Genomic DNA, 25,568 nt, shown 5'->3' on the forward strand with positions numbered 1-25,568 from the left:
CCGCATCGTAGATGCGGTTTTTGTACGTTTCAAGCGTGTAAAACTAAGGCATAGGATCTAAATCTGCGCCTTCCTTTTCCACTTGTGGTGGCATTAGGTCTTCTTTACTAATACCCAATGCAAGTGCCACTGAACTTGCGATATACACCGATGAGTAAGTACCTACCACTACACCAAACAGCAATGCTGTTGCAAATCCGTGAATAAGTGCACCACCCTTGTAGAATAATGCAACCAATACCAACACCGTGGTTAATGAGGTGATGATAGTACGGTTTAGGGTTTGCGTTAGCGAGATATTGATAATCTCAACAGGCTCACCTTTACGAATTTTGCGGAAGTTCTCACGAATACGGTCACACACAACGATGGTATCGTTAAGTGAATAACCAATTACCGCTAGTACCGCTGCAAGTACCGTAAGGTCAAACTCGATTTGAAGTACTGAAAACAAACCCAGCGTAAGTATAACGTCGTGAGCTAGTGCCGACACTGACCCTAGAGCGAATCGCCATTCAAATCGCATCGCGACATAAACCAGAATACACAAGAGTGCGACTAGCATCGCAAGGCCGCCCTGCTCTGTAAGCTCTTCACCTACGTTAGGACCTACGAACTCGATACGACGCATATCAACCTTAGTACCATCAGCGCGCAGCGCAGCTAGTACCTGCTCACCAATAGTCACAGCTTTAACGCCATCACGAGGAGCAATACGGATAAGTACATCTTGGCTGCTGCCAAAATTCTGCACTATAGCATCTTCAAAGTTAGCTTCGTTTAGCTGGGCGCGAATGCCTTCTAAGTTAGCAGCGTCCTCATAGCCAACTTCAATTAGCGTACCGCCAGTGAAGTCTAGCCCCCAGTTAAGGCTATTAACGCCTAGCGACACGAACGAACCTAAAATGAGTACCGTTGATAACACCATCGCAGGAATGCGAAGGCGCATAAAATTGACGGTATCGGATAGTTTTAATAATTGCATGTTACTTCCTTAAATCGCCAATTTCTCTACGCGTCGACCGCCCCATACTGCGTTAACAATAACGCGCGTAACTAGGATTGCGGTAAACATCGAGGTTGCTATACCAATCATCAGTGTAATCGAGAAGCCTTTAATTGGGCCTGTGCCCACGGCAAACAGGATTAAGCCTGCAATGAAGGTGGTAATGTTAGCATCTAGAATGGTAGAAAAAGCACTGTCGTAACCCTGATGAATGGCATGCTGTGGGCTGCGGCCATCACGTATCTCTTCTCGTATACGCTCAAAGATAAGAACGTTTGCATCTACCGCCATACCAACGGTCAGTACAATACCTGCCATACCCGGTAGCGTAAGCGTTGCACCAGGGATCATCGACATAATGCCCACAATCATAACTAGGTTTGTAATCAGAGCGATGTTCGCTACCACACCAAACGCTTTGTAGTAAATCAACATGAAAACAAGTACCGCTGCCAGACCATACATAATAGCCTGCATGCCCAGCTCAATGTTTTCTTTACCCAAGCTTGGTCCAACCGTACGCTCTTCAACAATTTGAATTGGCGCAATCAGTGCACCTGCGCGAAGTAGTAACGCTAAGTCACGGGCTTCTTTCGGTGAATCAAGACCTGTGATTTGGAACTTGCTACCCAGCTGCGCACGAATAGTCGCAACCGAGATAACTTGCTCGTGTTTTTCAAACACTAGCTTGCCGTCTTTGTTACGTTCGCCAGTCGACTTGTATTCGATAAACACCGTAGCCATTGGTTTACCAATGTTCCCACGAGTTGAGCGAGACATCTTATTACCGCCTTCAGAATCAAGCGAGATGTTTACGTTCGGAAGTCCGTACTCATCAACACCGCTATTCGCATCAATAATATGGCTACCGGTTAGCATAATACGCTTTTCAAGAAGCTGAGGAATGCCTTGCTGATCTTCAATCACTTGAGAGCCAGGAGGAACGCGGCCGTTCAATGCATCACGGATATCGTTCTTCTGATCTACCATGCGAAATTCTAGTGTTGCTGTGGCATTAAGAATCTCTTTCGCACGGGCGGTGTCTTGAATACCTGGAAGCTGCACAACGATGCGATCAGCACCTTGCTTTTGTACAAGCGGCTCAGCCACACCAAGTTGGTTTACACGATTACGAATAATGGTAATGTTTTGCTTAACCGCGTTGTCGCGAATTTCCTGAAGCTTGCTTTCAGCAAAAATAGCGCGAAGTGTTAAGTCGTCCACCTGGTTAAAGGTTAGGTCGCGACTTTGGTTGCGCAAAAAGAACTCTGCCTTGTCTAGCGCATCTTCATCACGGAACGTAATGTCGATATGATCGTCAACCTGTTTTACACCGCGATAACGAATGCCCTCTTCACGCAGCGAAGTACGGAAACCACCCTCTGCGTCTTCTAGCGACTTAGCAATCACTTCGGTCATATCCACTTCCATCAAGAAGTGAACACCACCGCGAAGGTCAAGACCTAGCTTCATTGGCGCGCCACCTAGGCCTTCAAGCCATTCTGGCGTGTCAGGGGCAAGGTTCATAGCCACGTAGTAGTCATCACCAAGCGCCTTTTCAAGCGTTTCGCGAGTTACAAGCTGGGTGTCAGAATCCGAAACGCGAACTAATATTTGTTCGTTCTCAAACTCAACACGTTTTGGAGAGATATTCTTTTCACTTAGCGCGGCTTTTACTTGTTCCACAGTGGCGTCAGTTACCACAGCGTCACGGCCTGCTGAGATTTGTACGGCGTGATCTTCACCGTAAATGTTAGGAAGCGCATAAAGTGCACACATTGCAACCACAATGAGTGCACTCAGTACTTTCCAAATAGAGTTTTTGTTTAGCACTGGATAATCCTTTCGTGCCAGTACCGGGAAGCGTCCCGGCCCCGGCTTTTGTTACTTACAGTGACTTCATCGTGCCTTTAGGCAGCACAGCAGTTACTGAAGACTTCTGAACAACGATGTTGTTTGAATCGTTAAGTGCAACTTCAATGAAGTCTTTTTCTTCTGACACTTTAGTGATTTTTCCAACCAAACCACCTTGTGTTAACACTTCATCGCCTTTGCTTAGTGACGATACTAGGTTTTTATGCTCTTTTACACGCTTAGCCTGTGGACGGTAAAGCAAGAAGTAAAAGATTAAACCAAATACAGCTAGCATGATGATCATTTCCATGCCGCCACCTTGCGGCGCACCAGCAGACTGTGCGTAAGCGTTAGAGATAAATAGGCTCATAAAATTCCCCAAATATTATCGTTGTTATAGTGCCGGAACCGGCAACCCTTTTTGTTCATAAAATTCTTGTACAAACTCATCAAGCGTACCTGCGTCAATCGCATCGCGAAGACCCTGCATCACACGCTGATAGTAGCGAAGGTTGTGGATGGTGTTTAAGCGCGCACCCAAGATTTCGTTACACTTGTCCAAATGATGTAGATAAGAGCGAGAATAGTTTTTACAAGTGTAGCAATCACAATTCTCATCTAATGGCGAGGTGTCGTTTCTGTGTTTCGCATTGCGAATCTTCACTACGCCTTCAGTCACAAACAGGTGACCGTTTCGCGCATTACGCGTAGGCATTACACAGTCGAACATATCGATACCGCGACGCACAGACTCAACCAAATCTTCAGGTTTACCCACGCCCATTAAATAGCGAGGTTTATCTTCCGGAATTTTAGGTGCGGTATGATCGATAATGCGGATCATATCTTCTTTCGGCTCACCTACTGAAAGACCACCAATGGCGTAACCGTCGAAGCCAATAGCTTCAAGGCCAGCAAGTGAAACGTCGCGCAGACCTTCGTACATACCGCCTTGAATGATACCAAACAGTGCTGCTGGGTTATCGCCATGGGCTTCTTTACTACGTTTGGCCCAACGTAGCGACATTTCCATTGAAACGCGCGCTTCTTGTTCAGTAGCGGGGTACGGCGTGCACTCATCAAAAATCATCACGATGTCAGAGCCCAAATCGCGCTGAACTTCCATCGATTTTTCAGGCGTAAGTAAGATCTTTTCGCCGTTTATCGGAGAGCGGAATGTTACACCTTCTTCGGTAATTTTACGCAAATCACCCAAGCTAAACACTTGGAAGCCACCCGAATCCGTAAGGATTGGCTTGTCCCAATTCATGAAGTCGTGCAGGTCGCCATGCTGGCGAATAATGCCTGTACCAGGACGAAGCATCAGGTGAAACGTGTTTCCAAGACAGATGTGTGCACCGCTGTCTTTTAATTCTTCAGGGGTCATTCCCTTAACAGTACCGTATGTACCTACGGGCATGAACGCTGGGGTTTCAACAACACCGCGTTCAAACACCAAACGACCGCGTCGTGCTCGGCCTTCGGTTTTTAACAACTCAAATTGCATGTGAAAGCATTCCCACTTTGTTGCGCTTTTGCGCTGGGTATAAAAATAAATTGGCGGCGATTATACCAGTAATTCGGCTGAGATCATGCCCCGTATCTATGTTTATCCATAACTAAGCTAGAAAGGCCTGCAAAACACCGATTTAAACGCCTAATGTCCTCGGGCGAATGTGCTTAGGCGCGTTCAATAAACATAGAATCACCGTAGCTAAAGAATCGATATTCTTTCTCTATCGCTTCTTGATAAGCCTTCATGACATTCTCTTTGCCAGCAAATGCGCTAATTAACATCATTAGCGTGGACTCTGGAAGGTGAAAATTGGTGAACATTGCGTCTACCACTTTAAACTCAAAACCAGGGTAGATAAAAATCTCTGTATCTTCGTTAAATGGTGCAATAACTTCCTCGTCATCGCGCTCTGCACTTGCCTTTGCCGCTGACTCCAAAGAGCGTACAGAGGTTGTACCCACTGCAATAACACGTTTACCGTTGGCCTTTGTGGTTAGAACAGCGTCAACAACGTCTTGTGGTACTTCGGCGAACTCTGCGTGCATTTTGTGCTCTTGAATATTATCAACGCGCACAGGCTGGAATGTACCCGCGCCAACGTGCAAAGTTACAAAGGCCAAATTCACGCCTTTTTCTTTTAACGCAGCCAGTATTGCATCGTCAAAGTGTAGCCCTGCAGTAGGCGCCGCAACCGCGCCCGGCTTTTGATTGTAAACGGTTTGATAGCGCTCTTTGTCTGAACTTTCATCGGGACGGTCGATGTAAGGAGGTAGCGGCATGTGGCCATGGGCTTCCAGCAGCGTTAATACGGTCTCATCGTGGTCAAACTGTAAAATAAATAGCGCATCGTCTCGCCCTGTCACCGTAACATTCACTTTTTCTTCAAGAATCAGCTTAGATCCAGGCTTAGGCGCCTTGCTCGCGCGAACATGCGCTAACGCTGTATTGTCTGATGTGATGCGCTCGATCAGCACCTCAACCTGACCACCCGTTTCCTTTTTGCCCAGTAAACGTGCAGGAATAACTCGCGTATTGTTGAACACCAAGAGGTCACCCGGCTCTACAAATTTCAGCATGTCAGCGAACATCGTGTGCGCTACATTGCCAGTCTTCCCATCTAAATGTAACAAGCGACTCGCTGTACGTTGCTGAGTTGGGTATTTGGCGATAAGTTTTTCGGGTAGCTCGAAGCTAAAATCTGATAGTTTCATAAATACGACTAAATTACGGCATAAAAGTTAGACAAAAGTAGAACATTAAGTGCTATTTAAGTTGCAACTAAAGGCTAATAAAAATAGATCTACAGATTAAGCCAAAGTCAAAATAAAAACAAAAATGTTAATTATCAACAAATTAAATGTTAACGTATATTATAAAATAACTTTATATTGAACAATATACGTACAATTCAATTTATTAAATAGCACTTAACTCCTTAAACGGTTAAGATACCTACAGATAGTGATGATGTTCTCCCATAAACATTCCTTATCATTCGTACCCAGCACTTGCTGGGTATTTTTTTATCTGCTTATTTTCCCTGCCTACCTTCACTCATCGCAACGTTATTGCGAAGCTTCGATTCCTCTGCGCGACAGGTTAGTTGAATATCGATATCTTATAAACGGCGGTATTTTACGCTGTTTATTGCTGAAGATCAGTTAAGATTTCCTCTAAAAGCGCCGCATCTAATGGACGCGCCTTCAACACGTACAAAATCTGCAGAAGTAAATCGGCGCCCATAATACCTTTATTTACTTTATTTCTAAGGTTATCTGCGCTTTGCTCCACACCAATCTCTTCCAGCCTTTGGCTTAACGCTTGATATTTTACGCCTCGCACAGACATCTCAGATTTCACGACTCTTGCTACCGTTTGCCGCCACGCATTTTTAGCACCTTGCGTATTTCCAGTGTTCACACAGCCTCCCAAAACCACATAAATGTGATATATATTTTACAAAAACACACTTTTTTACACTTATAGCATGCATTTAATGTTGACGATTATGGCACAACAGGTCTACACTGCAAGTCTAGATATTGGCGAAGATGAAAATAGTCGTTACAGTAACTTCGGTGGTTAATACAGCAAAGTATCTGTTTTTAATAAAGTGCAGTTGTATAACACACCACTTACACGACATTCATTTTCACAACTATCGCTTTAATAACTAAAGGAGAAAGGTATGAGCTGGGAACTGGAAAGCATCGAAGCCTTATTTAAAGAGCATGATGACTTTGTGGTAACACGTGAGGAAAACTGCTTACTTATTGCTAATCAAGACGGCATAGACGCCTGGCTTGCTATCAGCGGAGAGCAGATCTTAGTAGAGAGTCTTTTGTTTGCAGCGTCGGAAGTAAAAGATAAGCCAGCGCTAGATCATGAAATATTGTCTACTCATATGGTGTTCCCTTTGACCACGGTAGGCATTTCAAACATTGGTGGTGAAGAGTACTACACTGCCTTTGGTGCGCTAAGTGCCCAGTCAAAAGCCGAAAGTATCGTTATTGAAGTGGAAACCCTGTTTCAGAATGTTGCATCTTTCTTAGATGCCTACGAAACACACCTTAACTAAAATTTACTTCTAAGGAGAAGCGAATGTCAGTGTGGAAAAAATTAGTAACTGCAGTAAAAGGTGGTGCAACCGAAGCTGCTCAATCTGTCGTAGACAGTCAGGCTATTCGAATTCTGGAACAAGAAATTAGAGAAGCCAAAGAAGAATTGCGTAAGTCAGACCATGCACGTACCCAAATCTTGGCAAAGTGTAAACTTTCTCAGCAAAAAGTGGATAGCTTCAATTCGTCAATTGCGGAATACGAAGCTCACGCGCGCAAGGCCATCGATAGCGACCGCCAACTCGCGCTAGACTGTGCGCAAAAGGTGTCTGAACTTAAAGAAGAACGAGACCAAGAACAAACATATCTTGATCAGTTCCAGCAGTCAGAAAAGCAGCTGGCACAAAATATCCAACAGGCGAAAGCGAATTTACGTCGCTTAGAGCAGCAAGTGGATATGGTAAAAGCCACTGAAAGCGTTCAGAAGGCGCAAGTAGCGGTTTCTTCACGCCACATGGGTGCGAATAGCAAAATGAAAACGGCGACAGAGTCACTGTCACGTATTCAAGATAAGCAAAAAATGCGTAATGCTGAGCTACAAGCTGCAGAAGAGTTAGCAAATAATGAATCGAGCAGCGATCTAGAAAAACGTCTAGCCGAAGCGGGCATTAAAGGGGGTAAAACCTCGGCCGATGACGAGCTAGCGCGAATTCTAGGCAAGTAAGTGAGAAAAATGGGAGCTACGCGCTCCCATTTTTAATTCTTGTTACAATAATTTCCTGCGTAAATTACCGTTAAGTAAAGCGCTAACCTAGACAAATCAAGTACTTCAAGGCAGAGTAAGGGCACGCATAACAAGGGCTGTTTCTTTTATGTCTCCATGGATAAAACTGCGAAAAATCATGCTGCAATATTTTGCAGAATCACGCTGGTACACTATTGTCGGTGCCACCGCCTTTTACGCAGTAACAAGCTATTGGCTACTTTACGCTGCAGACGAGCACGATTTAATTACCAACGCCGACTTTATTTACTGGCTGGCGGTCACCGCCTCTACAGTGGGCTATGGTGATTTATCTCCCGTCACGCCAGCGGGAAAACTGGTTGTAGCGCTTTACGTCATACCGCTTGGTTTGAGTATCTTCGCCATGGTAATTGGCCGGATTGCAGCTTGGGTTTCATTAACGTGGAAGAAAGGATTGTTGGGTATGAACAGCTTGATGCTAGATGAACATATCTTAGTAATTGGGTGGAATGAGCAGCGTACTATGTTGCTGCTTGATTTAATACTTCAAGAACGCGATGCCATGCCAGAGCGCCCCGATATTGTGCTGTGCGTGAAGGCCGATATCACTAATCCCATGCCTGGCGTGATTGAGTTCGTGAAGGTAGATTCGTTTAACAAAGACGAAGATATGGATCGCGCTTGCGTGTCCACCGCCCGAACTATTCTTATCGATAACCCACAAGACGATGTCACCATGACTACCGCACTGTATTGTACTAAGCGTAATCCTGATGCACATCAGGTGGCTTATTTTGATGATGATAGCCTAGTCAGCTTACTTCAGGATCACTGCCCTAAAGTGGAGTGTACACCGAGCGTGGCAATAGAAATGTTAGTTAAAGCCGCTTTTGATCCTGGTTCAAGTATGCTTCATCACGACTTGCTGAGTATTGAAGAAGGCCAGGCGCAATTTTCAGTAAAAATCCCAGAAAGTAGCCACGCCATTTCTGTTGCTAAGTTATTTATTAACTTGAAACGTAAACACGATGCCATCTTTATTGGTTATGCGCCAAATGGCCTTGTGAAAGAAATGGTAGTAAACCCACCGTTGGACGTTACGTTAAACCCGGGCGACACTTTGTTTTACATTGCTGAGCGCCGCATTAACGCAATTAACTGGTCTTCTCTAGACGCTGATTAAGAGGCGTAAACATGTTTAGTAAATTATTTAAAAAATCAGAACCTAAAAAACCTAAGTCGCCAGAAATAATGGGGCTTTATTTAGGTGGCTCTTTCGAGTTAGATAACTTGAAACTTTCGCTATTAGAACCGGAGCTCACTATTGAAGGTGCAGCCCGTTCTCAATTAATTCAAGCGGTAGGTGAAGCGCCCATAGATACAGGTGGCACTCTGCTTCGCTTTTACACCGACGACGATGGATTTTTACAGGTGGTCACCGACGGCGGCTTGTCTGAAAATCACATTACCGATGTTAAGCTGTGGCACTTTTATGAAACGAAAACCATTGGTAATACTGCTCAGTGGAACGAATGCTTGAAAAACATTATCAGCCAGCCCACCTATGAGCTTGACGGCAAGGTCTATACCCGCGTGTGGGGGGCAGTGGGCGATGAGTCACCGCCTGTTGCCGTCACTGAAACTACCTATGAAGAAGATGGTGATGTGAGTACCACTGATCAGTTCATGATGCTGTACGAACGCCCAATCAGTAACGATAGAGTTGAAACCCTGCTTGTTGTGGGTGAAGAAAAGCAAGTTGGTAATAATTTAGATAGATGTTTGGTGATTTCAACGGGGTTTGATGTTGAACCTGCAGATATCACTATAAACGGTTAATAAAAAGGGAATAACTATGGATACGATCATGCAATCTTTGGCTGGCCTTGATAACTTTGCGCTTTACTTCGGCTTGTCGATTGTTTTTTTGTTTATCTTCAAATTGGTGTACGCATTGGTCACACCTCACGATGAATGGAAGCTGGTAAAAGAAGAGAAAAACGTTGCCGCTGCCATCGGTTTTGGTGGTGCTATAATCGGTTTTGCTATCGCCCTTGGCAGCGCAGCTTCAAACTCGGTTGCTGTAGTAGATTTTGCTATTTGGGCGCTTGTTGCTGTGATTGCACAATCCCTAGCGTTTGCCATTTTGCGTTTTAGCTTTATGCCGAAAATCGCTGAGCGCATAAACAATAACGAAGTTTCTGCGGGTGTTATGCTTGCCAGCATGTCTATTGCCGTAGGCTTACTCAATGCCGCTTGCATGACCTATTAAGGGGGCAGCGATGACTGATAAACGAAACACTCAGCTTGATGTTGTTGATAGCGTGCAAGGTGAAAAGCCCGCATTAAAACGCACCAAACATATTGACCTTGGTCGCATGCGCAAAGGTTTTAGCGTGAAGCCTTTAGCATTGGGTGTGGCCAGCGTTATTTTAAGTGGTTGTGGCGGCGAAAAAGAAGACGCCACCATTTACACCTCACTAGAAGACTGTAAACAGGATTTTCCTGATGCAGTAGAGCGTTGTGAAGCTGCCTACCAGACAGCTGTCGACGAGGCCATGCGCACCAGTCCGCGCTTTAGCTCTGAGTACGACTGCGAACATGAATTTGGCCCTAACCAGTGCCAATATGTGAATAATAGTAGCGGCAGCTTTTTCATGCCGTTCATGGCAGGCTACATGGTGAGCTCTCTGCTATCGCCAAATCGCTATTACTCACAGCCCTTATATACTTCCTATTCATATAATTCACCGTTTCGTTCACGCTGGATAACGGCAGACGGCTATGTGTTCGACGGTGACATTCGCAAAAGAAAATATCGCGTAAACAAAGACGTTTATAAGCCTAAGCCTACCGTGAACCGCACAATGAAACGAGGCGGGTTTGGTAGCAGCGTTCGTGCAAAATCGTCTTGGGGTAGCAGCAGCCGTAAGGGCGGCTGGGGCGGATAACTATGTTTAGAATGCCTTGCCAGCCTCGCAAGGGCTGGCAGCAGTTGGCTAACGAGTTTGGTTTTCATTTCCACACCATGTATGGCGAGCCTTATTGGGATGAAAGTGCCTACTACCAATTCACGCTAGCGCAAATTGAAAACGACATTGAAGACCCCACAGCCGAGCTACATCAAATGTGCTTGGCAGTGACCGAAGATGTGGTTAATAGTGAGGAATTACTTACTCGTTTTCGAATTCCAGAGCAACATTGGGACTTAGTAAGAGACAGCTGGCAGGAAAGAGCCCCCAGTTTGTATTCACGCCTTGACCTTGTCTACAGCGGCAAAGGGCCAGCTAAGCTGCTAGAAAATAATGCAGATACGCCCACCAGCTTGTATGAATCTGGGTTTTGGCAGTGGCTGTGGCTTTCACAAAATGTGGATGCCGGCAAACTCGCCCTGCACGCTGATCAGTTCAATAGCTTGCAAGAAAAACTAGTTCATCGCTTTCGCGAAATAGCATTGCACTACAACATTAATCAACTGCACATGGCGTGTTGTAAAGATACCGTAGAAGACCGCGGAACAGTGCAGTACCTACAAGACTGCGCTACAGAGGCCGGGCTTTTAGCTGAATTCGTTTTTATTGAAGACATTGGGTTAGCGGACACGGGCGTTTTTACCGATCTTCAAGACGCGCCAATTACAGACTGCTTCAAGCTTTATCCTTGGGAGTTTATGCTGCGCGAAGAGTTTGGCGATGTGTTAGAAGATGCCCAAGTTAATTGGATAGAGCCCCCATGGAAATCGATAATTTCCAATAAAGCCTTGCTTCCTCAGCTTTGGAAGAAATTTGAAGGCCACCCTAACCTGCTTCCCGCTTATTTTTCAGATGAAATAAAAACAAACACACTATCAGGAAAGTGGATTAAAAAGCCTCTGTTTTCTAGGGAAGGCGCGAATGTTTCAATCATTGAAGGTGGAATTGAGAATAGGCTTAGCGATGGTCCTTACGGCGAAGAAGGCTATATTGTTCAAGCATTTGAACCTTTACCCGTTTTTGAAGGTAACCATACACTCATAGGTAGTTGGTTGGTAGATGACATGCCAGCAGGTATTTCAGTAAGAGAAGATGCATCTGCTATTACCCAAGATCTCTCTCGCTACCTTCCTCATATTATTTTGTAATCTACTTTAGGTGCGTTCGATGAAGCCGCTTTCTTTCCAAATTCGCGTTCTACTGACGCTAGGTGCATTGTTAATCGTAATAGAAGTAGCAAACTTACTTACCGGCAATGTACTTAATCAGTTTGGTGTAGTGCCTCGTACACTTTCAACCTTGCCATATATATTCACAGCCCCTTTCCTTCACGGTACACCCACGCATTTGATGGCTAACTTGGTGCCTCTTTTGCTGTTCATGTGGCTTACTATGCAGTGGGGAAAACGCACGTTTCTTATCGCTACGCTAAGCGCACTGCTTATTGGTGGTTTAGGCGTGTGGCTTTTCGGTAGAAGCGCTACGCATATTGGCGCGAGCGGCATGGTATATGGCTATTTTGGTTTCCTTGTACTAGCAGGTTTTCGAAGTAATAAAGTACGGTATTTACTTATCTCACTTGTGGTTGCGGCGCTATACGGAGGAATGCTGGTTGGTGTGCTTCCCACATCCAAATTTATTTCCTTTGAATATCATCTGTTTGGCTTTATTGGTGGCTTATTTGCCGCATGGCACTGGGCACGCTAATTAGTTTACGTATAATTAGCCTCAAGATAAGACGTTGTAATTAGATATGTCAGCAGTTCAAGAACCTACACAAAAAAACCAAGGCTTTTTCGGCAACCTCGCGTTTAACATTGTTATTCCTGTGGTGCTTATGAGCTATGCAAGTTCGGAAGATTACCTAGGCCCTGCGTGGAGCATTGTGGCGGCACTCAGCTTTCCTATTGGTTATGGCCTATGGGATTTAAAAGAGTCGGGAAAGGTCAACGGCTTTTCCATTTTAGGCATTATCAGCGTACTACTTACTGGTGGGTTTAGCTTACTAAAACTGCCTGCCGAGTATATTGCGATAAAAGAAGCCGCTATCCCAGGCATTATCGGTATCGCAGTACTGGTCACCCAATACTCTAATAAACCCTTGGTCAAAATGCTTATTTTGAACGACCAAATCATAAACTGGCCACACCTAAACCAAGTTCTTGATGCGAAAGGAAAACAGAGCGAGTTTAAAAAGAAAGTCGCGGTTAGCTCTTACATCGTAGCGAGTTCGTTTTTCCTCTCTTCTGCACTTAACTATATTTTAGCTAAAATGATTTTGGTCAGTGAGCCTGGCACAACGGCCTACACTGAAGAACTTGGCCGAATGACTGCGCTTAGCTACCCAGTTATTGTGATCCCGAGCATGATTTTGCTTATTGCAGCGCTCTGGTATTTATTTGCTCAAATCAAAAAAATTACTGGCGAAGAACTCGATAACTTTATCAATCAGTAGAAAGACAATTGATAAGGGGCTTAACGCCCCTTTTTGTATTTAACATACCCTTCTCTGCAACTAAAGCAGTTACATATCTAGTATCCTAAGCCACCAAAGCAATATCTTTAGACGCATAAGAGTTTGACCCCATCAAATTTCCGCACCGCTTTTAACCAAAAAGCGTGGGTATTACGTATACTCTCAATGATAAAAATAACCCATTCTATTAGAACATGTAGGCGCTAATTTAAAGCGCGCATAGCATCTCTAGCATTACGCCATGAGCGCTGAATATTGCGTATTGCGTATAGCATGCATTCTCGCGCCTTCATGTTCACACTAAGACGGTTCAATACGAAACGGCGAATTATGCTGACAATAAAAGACTTAAAGAAATCTTTTTCACAGACAGGGGCTCCGCTCATCAACAATCTTAACCTTACTGTAAAGACAGGTGAATCGGTGAGTATTCAGGGGGCTTCTGGCTGCGGTAAATCAACCTTGCTATCGCTTATTGCTGGGTTTGAGACGCCCGACGGTGGAGATATTGCGGTAAATGGATTGTCGATTGCTGGCAATAGCAAACTCGATAATACGTTTAAAGCGAAGGATATTGATAATTTTCGCAAACAGCATTTAGGTATTGTGTTTCAAAGCTTCAATTTATTCGACTGCTTTAATGCGTGGGACAACATTGCTTTTACTGCAAGGCTAAAAGGTAATGTAGATGACGACTACCAATTAGCGTTAATGGAGCAACTTGGGATATTACCCCTAGCGCAAAAGCCGCTAAGTCAGTTATCTGGCGGTGAACAGCAGCGCTGTGCCATTGCTAGAGCACTTGTACATCGCCCCTCGCTTATCTTGGCCGACGAACCCACCGGCAATTTAGACGAAACCACCAGCGAAACCGTGTCTGACTTACTCTTTAAAACCTGTAAAGAGGCCAACACTTCTCTTGTTGTGGTTACTCATAGCCAAGACGTCGCGGTAAAAGCAGACGCCGCTTTGCGACTACACAAAGGGGTATTAGAGAGTGTGAATTGTGAAAGTCCAGAGACAAACCTTGTCTTCACCAGTAGCAGAAAGCTAATTACAGGTGAAAAACGTTAGTGATATGCGCCCTTTGAAAAAGACACCGAAAACAGCAATTAGGAAGATAACGTGCTGCGCACTTTACTGTTAGCGCTCTTTAGCTTACTTGCAATGGCAAGGCACAGGCCGTGGGAACCTTTGCTCATTATGGCCGCAATTATACTGGCCAATGCTGGCTTGGTTACCGTTTTGCTTATAAACGAAGGCGCCACACAAGGTGAACTATTACAGTCGAAGCAAGGGCTTACCTTGGGCAGTATCATCACCCCAGCAGACAGTAGAGCTCGCTTTACGCAAAGCGATTACGCCACGCTTCGCAAGCAGGGTTTTACCCAGCTTGTTGCGATAGCTGAAAGAGACGTTACCCTATCGTGCAATGGCAGCGAGCCCACAGTAACAACTCTCACATTACTTGGTGTTGATACTCAGCCTCTTATAGGAAGTGCATTTAGAACGAGAGGTTTTGAGGCGCCTGCCCTAAACGATAGCGCTGTTTCACTATCCTATTTATCGCAAAATGCGAAGAAATTTAGTGAAATGGAAAACCAGCAGACGCCAGCGGGACGCGAATTGCGCTCAAATTCTGGGGGCGACTTCGCTGTAAATGGGCTTATTCACCCCTTAACGAACGCAAAACTGGCCTGTCACGACACGCTCAATGAAACCGATAAAAAATCCGCGCCAAGTCCCTATTGGCCTGCAACGGTAAGCGCGTATGTGAGCAGCTTTGCTCCGCAAAATACAATTTTGATCTCTATCGATGAGTTTTACAGAGGCGGGGTAACGATTGAGAATGATGAACCTGTTAAGCCTGTTATTCCTGACAATGCTAAACGCGCGCAAGAGAAACAAGCAAAGCAACAGAAAGCTTACGTCCCACTTTCCGGGCTTATTGCACTTTCACCGCTATCACATCAGCATTTAACCCAAATAGAAACCCTACTTGGAATACCTGTAAAGCAAACCACTAGCAATACAGACAATGACACCGGTTCGTTGCCAGATAGTTTTAGACTAAATCTTTGGGCAATGAGTGGACTGATGGGCGTTGTGGCGCTTTTTATCGTACTTAACGCGCTAAACTTAATGTACCGCACGCGGCTACCCAATATCATTCGTTTACGGCAGCTGGGCATATCTCAGCGAATTTTAAGCATTGCCCTATTCACCGAGTTGCTTGTTTACTGCGTAATAAGTATTCCAATTGGCATGTTCATCGGTTTTCAAGCGGCTTCATGGTTGTCACCTGTGATAAACGGTACATTTACGTCATTGTTTAACGCCGTATTTGTTAACCCAGACGTTAATCTGCTTTTCACCTTCGGCTTCGCATTAACAACGACCTTTATATCGCTGGTTGTTTTTTCGTTAGTTTCTATCATTAAGCTTTCAAATTCCCTAACCGTAGCGCCTGTCAAAAAAGAAAATGCGTTAGGCCAATTTGCCGTAGGTCTTATCTCATTATGTGCCCTACTACTGTTATTTATCGCTGAGGGGTTTGTATCTTCTACTGCTTCAGCACTTTTCTTTGTTGCATTGTTGCTTCTTACCAGCTGCGCACTAGTACTTCTTTGGTTACCCATTTTGTCTAAGCTGCTGACTAGATTTGTACCAAGACAGTGGCCCGTGTTTCACTACGTCATTGCTAATATGCATTTACTGTCCAGTAAAACCCGTCTTGCCGTTTGTGCATTCTTTATCGCGCTTACCGCAAATATTGGTATGAATACCATGACGGACAGCTTTAGAGACGCCACTGAACAGTGGTTAACGCAAAGGCTTTACGCGCCTTTCTATTTGTACACCGACGCGCCACTTAGTCGTATCGAAACGTTACCGCTACTTGCTTTAACTCCTTTACTTAAGGCTGAGGGAGCTGTTATTGGCTCACATGCTCAAAAAGAGACACATAAAGAGATACATAAAGAAATACGTGAAGTCAGTAACAACCCGCCCACCTACGTTTCTATCAGTAGCTACCCCGTTCACCAAAGCGGTAAAAAGGCGCTTGTCCTCGATGATGTAATAAACAACGACCTCAACACAGTGTGGCGTGAGTTTACAGAAGGGAAAGGGGTATTCATCAATCAGCAATTAGCGTTTGCCCTTAACGCAAAGTTAGGACACACGCTAGATATAGAAAATATTCGCCTTCGTAAAACTGCGAATTCAAGTTCTTCGGCGATTAATACATCTAACGAGGCGTATAGCTCGCCACAAGATAAAACTACTGACCCAACACAAGGCTCACAAAGCAGTTCGTCGAACTCAAACGTATTTGCAGCGACGCCTCAATGGAAAGTACTGGGGATTTATCCCGACTACGGTAACCTGAACGGGCAAATATTAGTGCCTCTTCCCTCATTTAATCGAAACGATGTCCTTATCAGGGATCAACTTTTTTCCGGTGTAGTGGCTATTTACCCAGAGCCGCCTATTGAGACTAACGTAATAGGCGACAACAAACAAAGCACCTATGGAAAGGACATCCTCGAACAGCAGCTAAAATCACAGTTAGGGGAACACCGCGAAATTGCCCTTTATACCCGACAAGCGCTGTTAGATACCTCTATGCAGACATTTGATCGTACCTTTGTATTAACCGACGGCCTTAACATTACCACCCTATTGGTGGCGGGCGTCGCCTTCGCTGTTTCGCTGACGGTGCTAACCATAGGCAGCGCAGCGCAGTTATCTGTATTGCGTGCCCTTGGCGTTAGTCAGCTCAAAGTAAAAGCTTCTCTGTTTGCGCAATATCTGCTGCTTTGTTTTATTTCAGCCTTGCTCGCCGTTCCTTTCGGCGTGTACTTGGCCTATGTTTTTATTCAACAAGTAAACCGACATGCGTTTAACTGGGTGTACCCGCTATCACTTAATGCACAGGTTATTCTCTCTAGCGTCGGGTTATCGCTGCTTATCGTTTCGCTGGTGCTGTTGTTACCTTTAGGAAAACTTAAGCCGAAAATTGATTTAAGGCAGGAAGTTCAGCTATGAAAAACCATTTAGGTAGTGCCAACACCACGTTTTTGCGATTTAAAGCCAACACCTTTTTAGTACTTATAGCTATTTTTTTCACGTTGAGTGCATGTACTGAAAACCCAAAAGATGAAAACGAAACTCTGGGAACCTCCACGCCAAACGGCTTTTTTGGAAACATGCAGTCGAGCGACGCCTTTACGCCAGTACAGCGGGGCTATACTGTTGCATTACCGCGCGATCACATGAGTCATCCCGATTTTCAATTAGAGTGGTGGTACCTCACGTTTGTGTTAAGCGCTGAAGACGGGCAAGAGTTTGGCCTTCAATATACGCTTTTTCGTTTCAATACTGAGCTAGTCGCCCATCAAAGCGCTAGGGCTAATGCTAAAAAGAGTGCTGAAGGTAGCGCCGAAAGTAGTGCTAGTCATAGCTCTGAAGATAACCTCCATACTAACGCTAATAGCCATATCGCAAGAAATTGGAGCAATGGCCAGCAGTGGATGGGACATGCTTCGCTACACACCGCTGAACAGCATTATTTCGAAGAACGTTTTGCAAGCGGAGGCGTAGGTAATGCCTTTGTGAATCAACAACCCTTTACGACAGTGATTGACGATTGGGTTTGGAAAGCGGCACAGGCGGAAGTCCAAACAGGTGCAGAAAGCAAAGCTATGTTCCCATCCGTGTTAACTTTCGCTTTCGGGCAAAGCAACGCGCATCATTCGGTTAAAACACGTGGAAAAATCCCCGCTCCCACTGCAGACAGCTTATCAGAATTAAATGATACACCGGGCCTTAGCGCCGTCAAAGTCGCGCTTAATCTAGATACCTATGGGCCTTTCATCAAACAGGGTGATAATGGCTACAGTAAAAAAACACAGGACGAACGCCTTCGCTCCTACTATTACAGCCAGCCGTTCATTAACGCGGAGGGTACGTTAAACATAGAGGGCAATAGCGTAAAAGTTACGGGTAAAGGCTGGTTTGATCACGAGTGGACGAGCCACCTAGCCAACAGTGAAGCCATGGGATGGGATTGGTTCTCGCTGCATTTAGACGATGGAAGTAAATTGATGGCGTTTCGCATGCACGCCATGAATAAAAACACGAAAAATAGCAAAAGCAAACGCAGCGAAATATTCACAACGGCTAGCTATATAGCGAAAAATGGCACGAAAGAAACCATAGAGCAAGCCAACGTATCAATTACGCCAAGGGCCTATGAAACTATCAACGAGGGGGGAGTAGCTCGCGCTGTCCCCACCTTTTGGCGCATTCAAATACCAATAAAAGATATTGACGTTACTGTAAACCCGTTTAAAGAAAAGCAATGGAATAACAGCTTATTTCCCTATTACGAAGGGCGAGTAGAAATAAAAGGCTCCCACTCAGGGAGCGGCTTTATGGAATTGACAGGCTACTGAGGCCTGTTGACCTTTGATATACAGCGAAGCGCAATAGCCCCTAATAAATAGACCAATTGATGCGTTCACTTAGCGATGTCAAAGCCGCCACACCTAGCTGAGAATTACCCACGCTATTAAGCGCTGGCGAAAATACGCAAATTGAAAAGCGTCCTGGTACAACAGCCACTATGCCTCCACCTACGCCACTTTTACCAGGCAGGCCTACTTTAAAAGCAAAGCTCCCAGCTTCGTCATACATACCGCTGGTTGCTAAGAGCGCATTCACCTGCTTAGTTTGATAAGGCGTTAACACCTTTTCATTTGCGCAAGTAGAAAAACCTGCGTTAGCAAGAAAGCTCGTTGAGCGCGCCAAGTCCTCACAACTCATTTCTAGCGCACAGTTGTGAAAATAATTACGAAGCACATCTTCCACTTCGTTTTCAAAATTTCCGTAGGCTTTCATCAAATATGCCATTGCTGCATTGCGAGAACGGTGCTCGTATTCAGACTCTGCCACCACCTTATTCACCACAATATCGCCATTACAGCTTAAGCGTCTTACGAAATCTCGCATGGCAATATGAGGCGAAGCGAACCGAGATTGCACCATATCACTGACCACCAGCGCACCGGCATTAATGAAGGGGTTGCGGGGAATACCGTTTTCATATTCCAACTGTACAAGAGAGTTAAACGGCAGGCCGGATGGCTCACATCCAACTCGCTCCCACATGGTTTCACCGTAGTGGTTGATGGCTAAAACAAGATTAAAGACTTTTGAAATACTTTGAATAGAAAAAGGAACGCTCGCATCGCCTATCGACGTTATTTGACCGTTTGTATCGCAAATTGAAATGCCAAATTGCCGTGGATTAACCGTGGCCAACGCAGGGATGTAGTCGGCAACTTTTCCCATGCCCAACATGGGCTCAACTTCATCATAGATATCTTGAAGTAGTGCCAGCATTTCGTTTTTCATAGTTCCCCTTTCCTGCTTACCACAGATAAAAATAAAGCGCCTTGTTATAAAAACGCTGGCGCTTTAATTTCTATACAAACAATGTAGCGATTAGTTACAGCGCCAATCTTCCTTAAAGTCACACAAGCCATCATCATCTTCGTCTGACGTAAGCTCAATGTTGGTCGATACCTTTTCTGATACTTTATTTGAATCGGAATCGATTATTACTGGCTGTTTTTTATCGATAAAACTGAAGATTGTTTTTGCAATATCCGTGTTATCAATTTGCCCCATAAGCGATTGATAACCAGCGCCAAAAGCAAATACTTCAACATCTACACCAGTGTGACCGCCTGTTGTCCACCCCGTGTTTGTTTTGGTGTCTAAGAAGGTTTTTACTGCCATGAAGCGAGTTTCATCATCTTGGTTTGATACGCTATCTAGCGTGGCAAGCTCTTCTTCACTCAACGACAAGCCAAGCTTCTGCGCCACAAATTCGCCAGGGTTCTCTTCATTTGCCATCTCTAAAGCAATTGTCATTACCGAGGCTGACATAGACTTAAGATGTTCAGGGCTCCAGCGGTAGTCGCCGTTTGCGCCAATGGTTAAGCCACCTGTGCTGTGATCCGCCGTCAAGATAACAAGAGTGTCAGGGTGTGCTTTTACATAATCTCGCAAATATTCCATGGTTTGCGCTAAATCGTGCATCTCAGCCATGGCAGACGCGATATCGTTTGCGTGACCAGCCCAATCTACTTGGCTTGCTTCAACGAGAAGAAAGAACCCATTGTCGTTTTCTAAGTGTTTAATAGCATGTTGAGTTAGGTACTCAAGACGATTTTTGCGCTTGTCATCTAATACCGCAGGCAGCGCTACTGGAGCAAACAGACCGAGAACATTACTTCCCGCAGGCACTGAAGCCAGACGGTTATATGAATCGGCATATTCGTAGCCAGCATCAATAAACTGCGCCAAAATATCTCTGTCATCGCGTTCAAAGTAAGACGTTCCACCGCCTAGCATCACGTCAGCGACAAACTTACCGTCCACGCGAACATCAAAGAAATCTTCAGCTATTTCGTTGTAGTTCTTACGGCTTTCGTTATGCGCAATATATGACGCAGGTGTCGCATGAACAATTTGAGACGTTACTGCCAAACCAGTACGCATGCCTTTACTCTTAGCATGGTACATAACAGAGTTTACTGGTTGTTTATTTACATCAACACCAATTGCACCGTTGTATGACTTAACGCCAGTAGCAAGAGCAGTTGCTGCAGCGGCTGAATCGGTAACGTAACCAGATACTTGCGCAGGATACGTGGAGGCATTGCCCACTAAAATATCGTCAAACACAACCGATTCGATATTCGGTGTTGACGGGTCATCTACATAATTACGATAAGCCGTGGTATAGGCAGGCCCCATACCGTCGGCCACAACCATTATTATATTTTTCGGTACACCTTTAGTTTGCGTACCGGTTGCACTTGCTGATTCGGTCATAGATTCAGTGATACCACAACCCGCAAGAACAGCAATAGACGCACAACTTAGTAGTGATGTGCGAACAAATTGTTTAATCATTTAAACTTCCCTGAGTAAGTAAGGTACCTACTGGCCTGGATACCCGCAGATACAACAATAACGATACTATCGCGAATGATTCTTTGGTGATCATAAAGGTGTTAGCAAAGCGATAAGATGTAATAGTGTAAAGCAGGCTGGCAAGATGCTCAAAGCTTTTGGACAAAATAACGCAAGCATGAGATGACCAGATGGTCATCTCATTAAATTAGCAACTTTAAAGAAGGAAGCGACTACTTATTTTGTGATGAGAGGTATTCGCGCATGCGCTGTTGTGCCACGTCAACGAGCATGTCGGGCTGGAATTTGGAGATAAACCTGTCACATCCAACTTTTTCTACCATGGCGTCGTTGAAGCTTCCGCTTAATGATGTGTTGAGTGCTATAAATAAATTGCTCATACGAGGATCGTTACGCACTTCAGAAGTAAGCCGATAGCCGTCCATTTCTGGCATTTCTGCGTCGGTAAACATTAGCAAAATTTCGTCGGTTGGATTCTTCCCCTCATCGGCCCACTTATTCAGCAGCGCTAACGCTTCAGCGCCGTTTTTACGTTCGATGATTGTTATACCTAGCTGCTCTAACGTATCTTTAATCTGTTTTCTTGCTGTGCTTGAGTCATCTACTATCAACACTTTCTTGCCTAAGAAGTGGTTAACAATGTCTTTATCTAGCACTTCTTCAGAGATAGATGTGTCGTAATCGATGATTTCCGCGAGTACTTTTTCAACATCGATGATTTCTACCAGCTCTTGTTTACCCTCAACATTCACCTGAGTTATGGCGGTTAAATAATTGGATTTTCCAATGCCGCTAGGGGGTGGCTGAATGGTTCCCCACGATGTATTCACTATGTTTTTCACTTCACCAATAATGAAGCCCTGCACGCTTCTGTTATATTCAGTGATAATGACATTCTTCGCAGTTGCTTGTGTAGCTGCACCGCGCATTTTGATTGCCTGACGCAAGTCTATAATTGGAATGGAGCTTCCTCGGTAGTTCATCACGCCTTTCAGGTTGTGATGTGAACCCGGCATTATATTGAGCTTAGGTACGTTTATAACTTCTTTAATTTTAAAGACGTTCATGGCAAAAATGTGTCGCGTTCCCAGTTGAAACATCAAAAGCTCAAGCCTGTTCTCGCCAACAAGCTTGGTTCTTTGGTCAACTGACGACAATACACTACTACTCATAACACCCACTTTTCATATTATATATCAACAAGCTAAAACAAAAGCGCCCTCGTATCGGACAAGATTTTCTAGCGTGAAGCTCTACGCCCAAATTTACCTTGCTCACACCGGCAAAGCTATTACCCTTTTAGCTAATAGCAAGGCGAAATAGTCAACACCAGCAAGCATTTGCAACCTACGTAAGTTATTTATTACCGACCACTTCTTGCCCCACTGCTGCGCCATAGCCTTAAAACCACCAAACATAGGTGTCAAAGATTTACAGTATCTAGACTTCTCTCGGCGCCAGCCATTCACAAAATAAATGACCACAATGCAAAATATATATTTCTATTATTCCAAATCCGGCACTAGGATGAAATGGAATCAACGGGAACGCCCTACAGCGTAAACATAAACAACGTTAAGTATTTTAATTATAGTCGGGAGAGACGCTCATGTCGCAATATCAACAAGACATTGATAACTTCGCCACATTAAAGGCAGCACAAAACGGAACTTGGGAAGGTATCAACCCGGAATTCGCTGCACGCATGAAGGTTCAAAACCGTTTTAAAACAGGTTTAGACATTGCTCGCTACACTGCAAGCATTATGCGCAAAGACATGGCTGAATACGACGCAGATTCGTCTCAGTACACACAGTCACTAGGCTGCTGGCATGGCTTCGTAGGCCAACAAAAAATGCTTTCAGTTAAAAAGCATCAAGGCACAACTAACAAAAGCTACCTTTACCTTTCAGGCTGGATGGTAGCAGCACTTCGCTCTGAATTTGGTCCTCTTCCTGACCAATCAATGCATGAAAAAACATCAGTGTCTGCGCTTATCGAAGAACTTTATACTTTCCTTCGCCAAGCAGATGCGCGTGAATTAGGCGACCTTTTCCACAAGCTAGACGACGCTAAGAAAAACGGTGGTGATGTAGCTGCGATTCAAGCTGAAATCGACAATTACGAAACTCACGTAGTTCCAATTATCGCAGATATCGATGCGGGCTTTGGTAACGAAGAAGCAACCTACCTACTTGCAAAGCAAATGATTGAAGCAGGTGCATGCTGTATCCAAATTGAGAACCAAGTATCGGACGCGAAGCAATGTGGTCACCAAGACGGTAAAGTAACCGTGCCACACGAAGACTTCCTAGCGAAAATCAATGCAGTACGCTATGCATTCCTTGAACTAGGTGTTGATGAAGGTGTAATTGTTGCACGTACTGACTCACTAGGTGCTGGTCTTACCCAGAAGATCCCAGTATCTACATCAGAAGGTGACCTAGCTGCCCAGTACAACGCGTTCCTTAAAACGACTGAAGTTGCAGGTGTTGAAGACCTAACTGAAGGTGAGCTAGTGCTTAAGCAAGGTGGCAAGCTGGTTAAACCTGAGCGCTTACCAAACGGTCTGTTCCGCTTTAAAGACAACACAGGTTTTGACCGTGTAGTACTTGACTGTGTAACGTCACTTAAGCACGGCGCTGACTTGCTTTGGATTGAAACTGAAAAGCCTCACGTTGGTCAAATTGCTGAAATGGTTAACGCTATTCGCGAACAAGTACCAAACGCAAAGCTGGTTTATAACAACTCTCCATCATTCAACTGGACGCTTAACTTCCGTCAGCAAGTATTTGATGCTTGGACAGAAGAAGGTAAAGACGTTTCTGGTTATGACCGCTCTAAACTTATGTCTGCTGACTATGATGACAGCGAACTTGCAGCAGCAGCGGACGAGAAGATTAAGAGCTTCCAGGCTGACGCAGCACGTGAAGCGGGTATCTTCCACCACCTTATCACGCTACCGACTTATCACACTGCAGCGCTGTCTACTGACAACCTTGCAAAAGGTTACTTCGGTGAAGAAGGTATGCTTGCTTATGTTCGCGGTGTTCAGCGTCAAGAAATTCGCCAAGGTCTAGCGTGCGTTAAGCACCAAGCGATGGCAGGTTCTGACCTAGGTGATACACACAAAGAGTACTTCTCTGGTGAAGGTGCACTTAAAGCGTCTGGTGAAGATAACACCATGAACCAGTTCGACGTATAACGCGAACAGGCAATGAGTTAAACGGAAAGTATCCCAACCTTTCCTACAGGGCACCTTCGGGTGCCCTTTTTTTGTGCGCGTCATTCACTTCACTTATGCTTTTTGCATAAAACAAAAAAGCCATATTTTTCTAAATTTCATAAAAAAAATATACCAACTATATTTCAATACCTTATAGGTATAACGGCGGCCAATTTAAGACTAAACGCTTATCTGACATTGAAATAAAAAAGCTTTATAATAGCTATGTTTAATTAGGTTTAAAAAGAGCATTAGAATAATGAATATAGCGAAGGTCGACCTGAATTTATTGGTTTATTTAGATGTGCTGTTGCGCGAAGGAAGTGTAACGAAAGCTGCAAACCAGCTAAGCATTACTCAGCCAGCAATGAGTAACGGCCTGAAGCGCCTTCGCGATCTATTTAAAGATCCGCTTTTAGTTCGTACCAGCGATGGGATGACCCCCACTAAGCGCGCGCTTGAACTACAACCCATTATTCGCGATGTGCTTAGTCGATTGGAAAGCTCTATTCAACCCGAGACTGATTTCGATCCGTTAACCAGCGACCGAACCTTCCGCATTATGACCAGTGACTATGCAGAGAGTACCTTGTTACTTGAACTCGTTGGAAGACTGGCGGATTTAGCGCCCAATATTACGCTTGACCTTATTACGCCGAGTGACGTGACGTTTCACGATGTCGAGCAAGGTAAAGTGGATATGGCAATTAACCGCTTCGATGAACTGCCTTTGTCGTTTCACCAAAAAGTTATCTGGTATGACACCTTTAGCTGCGTAATGAGTTCCGACCATCCGCTAGTAGAAAAATGCAACCTAGAAGGCTATTTGAGTGCCCAGCATATTTGGGTGAGTAAAACTGGGTTTGGCGTGGGTGTAGGTATTGATCCAAATGAAGTACAAAAATTGGGTTGGGTTGACGCTGAGCTAACCAAAATTGGAAAACAGCGTGCAATTAGGGTGTTTACTCGCCACTACCATGCAGCGCTTCAGATTGCGAAAAAGCAGAAACTTATTGCTACCTTACCAAGCAAAGCGGCGCGTTTATTCAAACACGACCCAGATGTGGTGATTAAAGAGCCGCCTTTCGACATACCACCTATTGCGCTAAAAATGGCGTGGAGTGCCCTACTTCACCATGACGCAGGTCACATTTGGTTGCGCCGCTTAATCAGCGATGTAGCTAGCGAAATGAATGCGGGCTAAA

Annotated in this window: 23 protein-coding genes; 14 read left to right on the plus strand and 9 right to left on the minus strand. The window is 44.7% G+C overall.

All coding sequences use genetic code 11. From position 1 onward, the window contains the following. Nucleotides 1–43: 43 nt before the first annotated feature. From secF to KUL49_RS06255, 6 genes are all read right to left on the minus strand, one after another. Nucleotides 44–985, minus strand: coding sequence for a protein translocase subunit SecF (secF, locus tag KUL49_RS06230; RefSeq protein ID WP_131136686.1), 942 nt, complete (start codon nucleotides 983–985; stop codon nucleotides 44–46). 9 nt (nucleotides 986–994) lie between these two features. Further along, a complete protein-coding gene (gene secD, locus KUL49_RS06235) occupies nucleotides 995–2,839 on the minus strand; it encodes a protein translocase subunit SecD (RefSeq protein WP_014950187.1) in 1,845 nt (614 codons plus the stop codon). 55 nt (nucleotides 2,840–2,894) lie between these two features. Further along, nucleotides 2,895–3,230, minus strand: coding sequence for a preprotein translocase subunit YajC (gene yajC, locus KUL49_RS06240; RefSeq protein ID WP_014999069.1), 336 nt, complete (start codon nucleotides 3,228–3,230; stop codon nucleotides 2,895–2,897). A 24-nt stretch (nucleotides 3,231–3,254) separates the two neighbouring features. Further along, the gene (gene tgt, locus KUL49_RS06245) at nucleotides 3,255–4,367 is read right to left on the minus strand and encodes a tRNA guanosine(34) transglycosylase Tgt (RefSeq protein ID WP_014950189.1); all 1,113 of its coding nucleotides are present in this window, start codon (nucleotides 4,365–4,367) and stop codon (nucleotides 3,255–3,257) included. A gap of 173 nt (nucleotides 4,368–4,540) precedes the next feature. Beyond that, nucleotides 4,541–5,587 carry a tRNA preQ1(34) S-adenosylmethionine ribosyltransferase-isomerase QueA gene (queA, locus tag KUL49_RS06250; RefSeq protein ID WP_131136687.1) on the minus strand — a complete coding sequence of 349 codons (1,047 nt, stop codon included), beginning with the start codon at nucleotides 5,585–5,587 and terminating at the stop codon, nucleotides 4,541–4,543. A gap of 433 nt (nucleotides 5,588–6,020) precedes the next feature. After that, the gene (locus tag KUL49_RS06255; protein ID WP_014950191.1) at nucleotides 6,021–6,296 is read right to left on the minus strand and encodes a DUF6471 domain-containing protein; all 276 of its coding nucleotides are present in this window, start codon (nucleotides 6,294–6,296) and stop codon (nucleotides 6,021–6,023) included. A gap of 268 nt (nucleotides 6,297–6,564) precedes the next feature. Between KUL49_RS06255 and KUL49_RS06260 the strand changes: the two genes are divergently transcribed. From KUL49_RS06260 to KUL49_RS06315, 12 genes are all read left to right on the plus strand, one after another. Further along, nucleotides 6,565–6,954, plus strand: coding sequence for a DUF2170 family protein (locus KUL49_RS06260; RefSeq protein WP_014950192.1), 390 nt, complete (start codon nucleotides 6,565–6,567; stop codon nucleotides 6,952–6,954). Nucleotides 6,955–6,977: 23 nt separating this feature from the next. Further along, nucleotides 6,978–7,658 (plus strand): PspA/IM30 family protein, encoded by a 681-nt coding sequence (locus KUL49_RS06265; protein ID WP_014950193.1) that lies wholly within the window; start codon nucleotides 6,978–6,980, stop codon nucleotides 7,656–7,658. A 148-nt stretch (nucleotides 7,659–7,806) separates the two neighbouring features. Further along, a complete protein-coding gene (locus KUL49_RS06270) occupies nucleotides 7,807–8,862 on the plus strand; it encodes a potassium channel family protein (protein WP_170826512.1) in 1,056 nt (351 codons plus the stop codon). 11 nt (nucleotides 8,863–8,873) lie between these two features. Continuing rightward, nucleotides 8,874–9,518: a YjfK family protein gene (locus tag KUL49_RS06275; RefSeq protein ID WP_131136688.1), complete on the plus strand. Its 645-nt coding sequence runs from the start codon at nucleotides 8,874–8,876 to the stop codon at nucleotides 9,516–9,518. A 16-nt stretch (nucleotides 9,519–9,534) separates the two neighbouring features. Then, the gene (locus KUL49_RS06280) at nucleotides 9,535–9,951 is read left to right on the plus strand and encodes a DUF350 domain-containing protein (RefSeq protein WP_014950196.1); all 417 of its coding nucleotides are present in this window, start codon (nucleotides 9,535–9,537) and stop codon (nucleotides 9,949–9,951) included. 10 nt (nucleotides 9,952–9,961) lie between these two features. Beyond that, nucleotides 9,962–10,630: a DUF1190 family protein gene (locus tag KUL49_RS06285; protein WP_014977050.1), complete on the plus strand. Its 669-nt coding sequence runs from the start codon at nucleotides 9,962–9,964 to the stop codon at nucleotides 10,628–10,630. Between the two features lie 2 nt (nucleotides 10,631–10,632). After that, a complete protein-coding gene (locus KUL49_RS06290) occupies nucleotides 10,633–11,799 on the plus strand; it encodes a glutathionylspermidine synthase family protein (protein ID WP_131136689.1) in 1,167 nt (388 codons plus the stop codon). A 19-nt stretch (nucleotides 11,800–11,818) separates the two neighbouring features. Further along, nucleotides 11,819–12,358: a rhomboid family intramembrane serine protease gene (locus KUL49_RS06295; protein WP_131136690.1), complete on the plus strand. Its 540-nt coding sequence runs from the start codon at nucleotides 11,819–11,821 to the stop codon at nucleotides 12,356–12,358. A 46-nt stretch (nucleotides 12,359–12,404) separates the two neighbouring features. Further along, nucleotides 12,405–13,106, plus strand: a complete 702-nt coding sequence (locus KUL49_RS06300) for a VC0807 family protein (protein ID WP_014950200.1) — start codon at nucleotides 12,405–12,407, stop codon at nucleotides 13,104–13,106. Between the two features lie 351 nt (nucleotides 13,107–13,457). Next, nucleotides 13,458–14,201, plus strand: coding sequence for an ABC transporter ATP-binding protein (locus KUL49_RS06305; RefSeq protein WP_131136691.1), 744 nt, complete (start codon nucleotides 13,458–13,460; stop codon nucleotides 14,199–14,201). A 51-nt stretch (nucleotides 14,202–14,252) separates the two neighbouring features. Continuing rightward, nucleotides 14,253–17,177: an FtsX-like permease family protein gene (locus tag KUL49_RS06310; RefSeq protein WP_131136692.1), complete on the plus strand. Its 2,925-nt coding sequence runs from the start codon at nucleotides 14,253–14,255 to the stop codon at nucleotides 17,175–17,177. Then, nucleotides 17,174–18,586, plus strand: coding sequence for a lipocalin-like domain-containing protein (locus tag KUL49_RS06315; RefSeq protein WP_131136693.1), 1,413 nt, complete (start codon nucleotides 17,174–17,176; stop codon nucleotides 18,584–18,586). Before KUL49_RS06310 ends, KUL49_RS06315 begins: the two co-directional genes overlap by 4 nt. Nucleotides 18,587–18,626: 40 nt before the next feature. Here KUL49_RS06315 and glsB read toward each other — a convergent pair whose 3' ends face one another. From glsB to KUL49_RS06330, 3 genes are all read right to left on the minus strand, one after another. After that, complete coding sequence (glsB, locus tag KUL49_RS06320) at nucleotides 18,627–19,535, minus strand: glutaminase B (RefSeq protein ID WP_131136861.1); 909 nt, start codon at nucleotides 19,533–19,535, stop codon at nucleotides 18,627–18,629. 102 nt (nucleotides 19,536–19,637) lie between these two features. Next, a complete protein-coding gene (locus tag KUL49_RS06325; RefSeq protein ID WP_014979850.1) occupies nucleotides 19,638–21,116 on the minus strand; it encodes an alkaline phosphatase in 1,479 nt (492 codons plus the stop codon). A 233-nt stretch (nucleotides 21,117–21,349) separates the two neighbouring features. Further along, nucleotides 21,350–22,309 carry a chemotaxis protein CheV gene (locus tag KUL49_RS06330; RefSeq protein WP_131136694.1) on the minus strand — a complete coding sequence of 320 codons (960 nt, stop codon included), beginning with the start codon at nucleotides 22,307–22,309 and terminating at the stop codon, nucleotides 21,350–21,352. Nucleotides 22,310–22,746: 437 nt separating this feature from the next. On the opposite strand from KUL49_RS06330, the gene KUL49_RS06335 reads away from it, so the two are divergent. Next, a complete protein-coding gene (locus tag KUL49_RS06335; protein ID WP_131136695.1) occupies nucleotides 22,747–24,342 on the plus strand; it encodes an isocitrate lyase in 1,596 nt (531 codons plus the stop codon). A 280-nt stretch (nucleotides 24,343–24,622) separates the two neighbouring features. Further along, nucleotides 24,623–25,567, plus strand: coding sequence for a LysR family transcriptional regulator (locus KUL49_RS06340; protein ID WP_014950208.1), 945 nt, complete (start codon nucleotides 24,623–24,625; stop codon nucleotides 25,565–25,567). Nucleotide 25,568 lies beyond the last annotated feature (1 nt).

Origin of the sequence: Alteromonas sp. KUL17, from assembly GCF_006538305.1 — a bacterium.
In the GTDB taxonomy this organism is placed as follows: Bacteria; Pseudomonadota; Gammaproteobacteria; order Enterobacterales; family Alteromonadaceae; genus Alteromonas; species Alteromonas macleodii.

Bases quoted from the DNA above. Each gene is read 5' to 3' on its own strand.
- secF (WP_131136686.1), bottom strand. From the start codon at position 985: ATGCAATTATTAAAACTATCCGATACCGTCAATTTTATGCGCCTTCGC.
- yajC (WP_014999069.1), bottom strand. From the start codon at position 3,230: ATGAGCCTATTTATCTCTAACGCTTACGCACAGTCTGCTGGTGCGCCG.
- tgt (WP_014950189.1), bottom strand. From the start codon at position 4,367: ATGCAATTTGAGTTGTTAAAAACCGAAGGCCGAGCACGACGCGGTCGT.
- queA (WP_131136687.1), bottom strand. From the start codon at position 5,587: ATGAAACTATCAGATTTTAGCTTCGAGCTACCCGAAAAACTTATCGCC.
- KUL49_RS06260 (WP_014950192.1), top strand. From the start codon at position 6,565: ATGAGCTGGGAACTGGAAAGCATCGAAGCCTTATTTAAAGAGCATGAT.
- KUL49_RS06265 (WP_014950193.1), top strand. From the start codon at position 6,978: ATGTCAGTGTGGAAAAAATTAGTAACTGCAGTAAAAGGTGGTGCAACC.
- KUL49_RS06270 (WP_170826512.1), top strand. From the start codon at position 7,807: ATGTCTCCATGGATAAAACTGCGAAAAATCATGCTGCAATATTTTGCA.
- KUL49_RS06275 (WP_131136688.1), top strand. From the start codon at position 8,874: ATGTTTAGTAAATTATTTAAAAAATCAGAACCTAAAAAACCTAAGTCG.
- KUL49_RS06280 (WP_014950196.1), top strand. From the start codon at position 9,535: ATGGATACGATCATGCAATCTTTGGCTGGCCTTGATAACTTTGCGCTT.
- KUL49_RS06285 (WP_014977050.1), top strand. From the start codon at position 9,962: ATGACTGATAAACGAAACACTCAGCTTGATGTTGTTGATAGCGTGCAA.
- KUL49_RS06290 (WP_131136689.1), top strand. From the start codon at position 10,633: ATGTTTAGAATGCCTTGCCAGCCTCGCAAGGGCTGGCAGCAGTTGGCT.
- KUL49_RS06295 (WP_131136690.1), top strand. From the start codon at position 11,819: ATGAAGCCGCTTTCTTTCCAAATTCGCGTTCTACTGACGCTAGGTGCA.
- KUL49_RS06300 (WP_014950200.1), top strand. From the start codon at position 12,405: ATGTCAGCAGTTCAAGAACCTACACAAAAAAACCAAGGCTTTTTCGGC.
- KUL49_RS06305 (WP_131136691.1), top strand. From the start codon at position 13,458: ATGCTGACAATAAAAGACTTAAAGAAATCTTTTTCACAGACAGGGGCT.
- KUL49_RS06315 (WP_131136693.1), top strand. From the start codon at position 17,174: ATGAAAAACCATTTAGGTAGTGCCAACACCACGTTTTTGCGATTTAAA.
- glsB (WP_131136861.1), bottom strand. From the start codon at position 19,535: ATGCTGGCACTACTTCAAGATATCTATGATGAAGTTGAGCCCATGTTG.
- KUL49_RS06325 (WP_014979850.1), bottom strand. From the start codon at position 21,116: ATGATTAAACAATTTGTTCGCACATCACTACTAAGTTGTGCGTCTATT.
- KUL49_RS06330 (WP_131136694.1), bottom strand. From the start codon at position 22,309: ATGAGTAGTAGTGTATTGTCGTCAGTTGACCAAAGAACCAAGCTTGTT.
- KUL49_RS06335 (WP_131136695.1), top strand. From the start codon at position 22,747: ATGTCGCAATATCAACAAGACATTGATAACTTCGCCACATTAAAGGCA.
- KUL49_RS06340 (WP_014950208.1), top strand. From the start codon at position 24,623: ATGAATATAGCGAAGGTCGACCTGAATTTATTGGTTTATTTAGATGTG.